Source organism: Xanthomonas sp. SHU 166, from assembly GCF_000364685.1.
Lineage (GTDB): Bacteria > Pseudomonadota > Gammaproteobacteria > Xanthomonadales > Xanthomonadaceae > Xanthomonas_A > Xanthomonas_A sontii.
In genome coordinates this window covers 1-4,313 of record NZ_AQOJ01000588.1, presented here as the reverse complement: position 1 = coordinate 4,313, position 4,313 = coordinate 1, and the positions used below count along the sequence as shown (strand labels likewise).

Genomic DNA, 4,313 nt, shown 5'->3' with positions numbered 1-4,313 from the left:
GCAAGCAATGGCTGCCGGTGGTGGCGGTGGCGCCGCCGTACCGCGAGCGCTCGCACTTCGAGGCGCAGGATTGCCTGGAGAACGGCACCGCGCGGCCCAGTGGCGCCTCCAGCGGCTGGCTCAACCGCTGCGCACTGGCCCTGCACGGCGCCGAGGCGGTGTCGGTGAGCGCGGTGACGCCGCTGATCATGCGCGGCCCGGGCGCGGTGAACAGCTGGTCGCCGCCGCTGCCGAGCGCGGTCAATCCGATCCTGCTGCAGCGTCTGCAGCCGCTGTACGCCGCCGATCCGCACCTGGCCGGCGATTTCGCGCGCGCGCTGCGCGAGCAGGGCATGCAGGTGGACAGCGTCAAGGGTGGGCAATTGCCGCAGGCGATGAGTGCGGCGGCCAGCTTCATGGCCAAGCCCGACGGGCCGCGGATCGGCTTCGTCGAGGATGCCGGCTGGGATACCCACGGCAACCAGGCCGCGGTGCTGCAGCGCAAGCTGGGCGAACTGGATGCGGGGCTGCGCGCGTTCCACGATGGCGCGCAGGCCTGCTGGTCGCGCAGCGTGGTCGCGGTGGTGACCGAGTTCGGCCGCACCGCGGCCGTGAACGGGACCGGCGGGACCGACCATGGCACCGGCGGGGTGGCGTTCCTGGCCGGCGGCGCGGTGCGCGGCGGGCGCATCGCGGGAGACTGGCCCGGCCTGTCGCCGCGGGCCTTGAACGAGGGCCGCGACCTGCGCGCCACCAGCGACCTGCGCAGCCTGTTCCGGCACGTGCTCGGCGCGCATCTGGGCGTGTCCGAGCGCGCGCTGGACACCCAGGTGTTCCCCGGCAGCGCGGGGCTGCCCAGGTTGGAGGGTTTGGTGGCCTAGGACACCACGCGGGCATAGAGCGTGCGGCCTGGGCCGCACGCGAACCGGGCGCCGACGCGAGGTCGGCGCCCGGGGACATCGTCGGCGTGCCGGACTCAGTTCTGCGACGGATTGTTCTCGGCGAAGTACTCGTGGCTGTCGGCGTTCTTCACCGCGCGCGCCGGATCGCTCTTGGCCAGGCTCTTGGCCGCGCTCTGGCCGTACGCGGTGTCCTGCGTGCCGGCGACCACGCTGAAGTGGCTCATTTCGTGGATCAGGGTGCCGGCCTTGGAGTCGGTGCCGGTCAGCGGCGCGCTCCAGAACGCATTGCACACGTAGATCTGGTACGGCTGGTTCGGATACACGTAGGCGTAGGAACTGTCGCTGCAGCCGCAATTGATGGTGATCTGGCCGTTGTTCTGGTCGATCGCCGAATCGATGTTGACGAAGTTGGACGTGGCGGTGCTGTAGCGGCTGGCGTTGTAGGCGCCGAACCAGGTGGTGTAGCGCGCGCCGGTGCTGCCGCCGTTGAGGTAGGTCTTGGCGTTCTGCGAGTAGGTGCGCGCCGCGTTCACCGCGCTGCCGATGGTGCTTATCTGGTTGGTGCTGCACGAGGCGTAGTTGACGCCGTTGACCACCGCCTGCGGGCCGACCATCAGGTCGTTGCGCACCGCATGGCCGCGGCCGCCATCCAGCCATACCGTCAGCGGCGCGCTGGACAGGGTCTGCGGCTCGCCGTCGGCGCGCAGCATGCGCGCGCCATCGGCGAGCGCGGCGCCCTGCAGCGGCGCGTCGAGGCGGATGCTGTAGGTGCCGCTGCGGGTCAGGTCGTAGGCGCGGCTCAGGTCGATCTGCGCCTGCTTCGCTTCGCCCGGCTGCAGCACCACCATGTCCTCGGCGCGCGGCGCGGCGCGCTTGACCAGGCGCCCGACGTAATCCACCGGCTTGCCGTCGCGCTGGACCTGGAACAGGGCGTTGTCGAGATCGCCCAGCGGCAGTTCCCACTTGGGCACGCGTGCGACCTGCGTGCCGGTGTTGCGCACGGTCACCGCTATCTGGCCGCGCTGCTGGCCGTCGGCGTCGGCGACCGGCGTCAGTTCGACCTGCAGCGGCGCGGGCGTGCGCGTGAGTTGCGATTGCGCCGTGGCCGCCGAGATGATGCCGACCAGGCTGAAGCCGATCGCTGCCGAGATCCGGGATGCGTGTTTCATGCAGTCTCTCTCCGTCGAAAGTGGGTGCCCCGTGACAGGGGCCGAAGCAAACTAGCCCGGTGATGCGCGTGTGCGCGTCGCAGGTGCGTTTGTCTTCGATTTCGTCCAGCGAAGCGCGCGCCAGGTCTCAGTATCGGCATCGCGGACAGACATCGCCGCATGTGAGTGTCGCGCTGCAGCGGCCTTGCCGCAGCGGCATGCACTGGATCGAGCGCAGCGTTGCGATAGGCCATGTGGCGATCACGCTCGCACTGTGCGTGTGCGTGCGTGCAGATCGTGCTGGTGGCGGCGTTTGCCGAAGGCGATGAGGACGTCCGGGATCTCCATTCGCCGCAGCCGGCGTCATCGCGATCTGCAGCGGTATGCGCGGCGTCGGAATTTTTGCGGCAACGCGGGTTGCCGTGGCGTGAGATGCGCCTGGTCGCCTGGTGTGGGAGTCAACCGTCATGCATCCGCGACGAGCGGCGTGGCGGACGATCGGACCGCGAAAGCAGTCGGGACTGACGTCCCTCCCACATTGCCTCAGACACTCACCGCAAGCCCCCGTAGCAGCGGCTTCAGCCGCGACAGGCATGACCGATGCCGTCTGTCGCGGCTGAAGCCGCTCCTGCAACAGCGCCTCTGGTCATCACGGGCTGCGCGCGGCCAGCGCCAGCATCCATCCCTGGTTTCGCGGATGCGGTGCATCGCATCTGCGGCTAATGACGCGTGCGGCCCAGCCGCAACGATCGCACGCGTCGAGCGTGGCGATCAGTGCGCGCGATCGACCGCGAGCCGCGCCAGCGCCGCCAGTGCATCGGCGGCAGCGCCATAGCCTTCCAGGCTGTCCTGCATCGCTTGCGCCAGCTCGGCCAGCTTGGCCTTGGCGCCATCCATGCCCAGCAGGGCAGGGTAGGTGGACTTGGCCTGCGCGACGTCCTTGCCGGCGGTCTTGCCGAGCTGTTCGGAGCTGGCTTCGACGTCGAGGATGTCGTCGCGCACCTGGAAGGCCAGGCCCAGCGCGGTGGCGAAGCTGTCCAGCTGCGAAAGCGCATCGGCATCGGCGCCGCCGCCGAGTGCGCCCAGGCGCACGCTGGCGCGGATCAGCGCGCCGGTCTTCAGCGCATGCATGCGTTGCAGGTCCGGCAGCGCCTGCACGCGGCCGGTGGCGTCGATGTCCAATGCCTGCCCGCCGCACATGCCGGCCGCACCGGCGGCCTCGGCCAGGGTCTGCAGCCATTGCACGCGCAGCGTCGCCGCCGCGTCCTCGGCATTGGCCAGCAACGCGAACGCCAGGCTCTGCAGCGCGTCGCCGGCGAGGATCGCGGTGGCTTCGTCGAAGGCGATGTGCACGGTCGGCTGGCCGCGGCGCAGGGCATCGTCGTCCATCGCCGGCAGGTCGTCGTGGACCAGCGAATAGGCGTGGATCAGTTCCACCGCCAGCGCCGGTGCATCCAGGCGCGCGGCGTCGGCGCCGAACAGCGCGCCGCTGGCGTAGACCAGCAGCGGGCGCATGCGCTTGCCGCCGCCGAGGGTGGCGTGACGCATCGCCGCGTGCAGGCGCTGCGGCGCCAGCGTGGCTGCCGGCAACTGCGCCTGCAGCCCGGCTTCCACTCGCTCGCGCCAGTGCGCGAACGCCGCCTCAGCCGCCATGGGGCGGCACGGGGTCGAAGGGTTCGGCGCTGTCGGGCTGTTCGGGATCGCTGAGCAGGCGCACGCGCAATTCGGCCTGCTCCAGCGCCTGCTGGCATTGCCGGTACAGGCCCACGCCGCGCTCGTAGGCGCTGAGCGACTGCTCCAGGCTCAGGTCGCCGGCTTCCATCTTCTCCACCAGCACTTCCAGCTCCTCGAGCGACTGCTCGAAGCGCGCGACCGGGGAGGCATCGTCTTGGGACTTCTTGGGCATGGCGAAAGTGTGCGCGGCGGCGGCGGCAGGGTCAATGCGAGGCGGGCGCCGGCGCCGGCAGCGCATCCAGCTCAAGGCGTGCAGCGTGCGCCTGCAGCCAATCGTGCAACGGCGCGGCCAGCAGGTCCGGTCCGGCGGCCAGCAGTTGCGTGGCGTCGAACAGCAGTGGCAGTCGCATGCGCTGCCAGGGTGGCAAGGCCTGCGTCTGCAGCAGGTGCTTCAGTGCCTGCGACTGCGTCCGCCCTGGCAGAAGCAGACGTTCGCCGCCGCGGCGTGCGCGCACCAGCAGCGGCGTATCGAAGGCCAGCGCGGTGTCGGCGCGCAGGTGCAGGCAGCGGCCATCGGGCAACGCCAGCGGCGCGCGGCCGTCCCACTGCG

At 70.7% G+C, this 4,313-nt stretch carries 5 protein-coding genes; 1 reads left to right on the top strand and 4 read right to left on the bottom strand.

Translation table 11 applies throughout. The annotated features are described in order from the left end of the window. Positions 1-860: DUF1501 domain-containing protein (locus D180_RS14660; RefSeq protein ID WP_017913390.1), on the top strand; the 860-nt coding region annotated here is incomplete at its 5' end. 95 nt (positions 861-955) lie between these two features. On the opposite strand, the gene D180_RS14655 is transcribed toward D180_RS14660, so the two are convergent. From D180_RS14655 to tilS, 4 genes are all read right to left on the bottom strand, one after another. Next, positions 956-2,050 carry a M35 family metallo-endopeptidase gene (locus tag D180_RS14655; protein WP_017913389.1) on the bottom strand — a complete coding sequence of 365 codons (1,095 nt, stop codon included), beginning with the start codon at positions 2,048-2,050 and terminating at the stop codon, positions 956-958. Positions 2,051-2,800: 750 nt separating this feature from the next. Next, positions 2,801-3,682: a polyprenyl synthetase family protein gene (locus D180_RS14650; RefSeq protein WP_017913388.1), complete on the bottom strand. Its 882-nt coding sequence runs from the start codon at positions 3,680-3,682 to the stop codon at positions 2,801-2,803. Beyond that, positions 3,672-3,935 carry an exodeoxyribonuclease VII small subunit gene (locus tag D180_RS14645; RefSeq protein WP_017909613.1) on the bottom strand — a complete coding sequence of 88 codons (264 nt, stop codon included), beginning with the start codon at positions 3,933-3,935 and terminating at the stop codon, positions 3,672-3,674. The genes D180_RS14650 and D180_RS14645 overlap by 11 nt, the downstream gene beginning before the upstream one ends. Positions 3,936-3,966: 31 nt before the next feature. Continuing rightward, positions 3,967-4,313 (bottom strand): tRNA lysidine(34) synthetase TilS (tilS, locus tag D180_RS14640; RefSeq protein ID WP_043091034.1); only part of this gene is annotated, 347 nt, incomplete at its 5' end.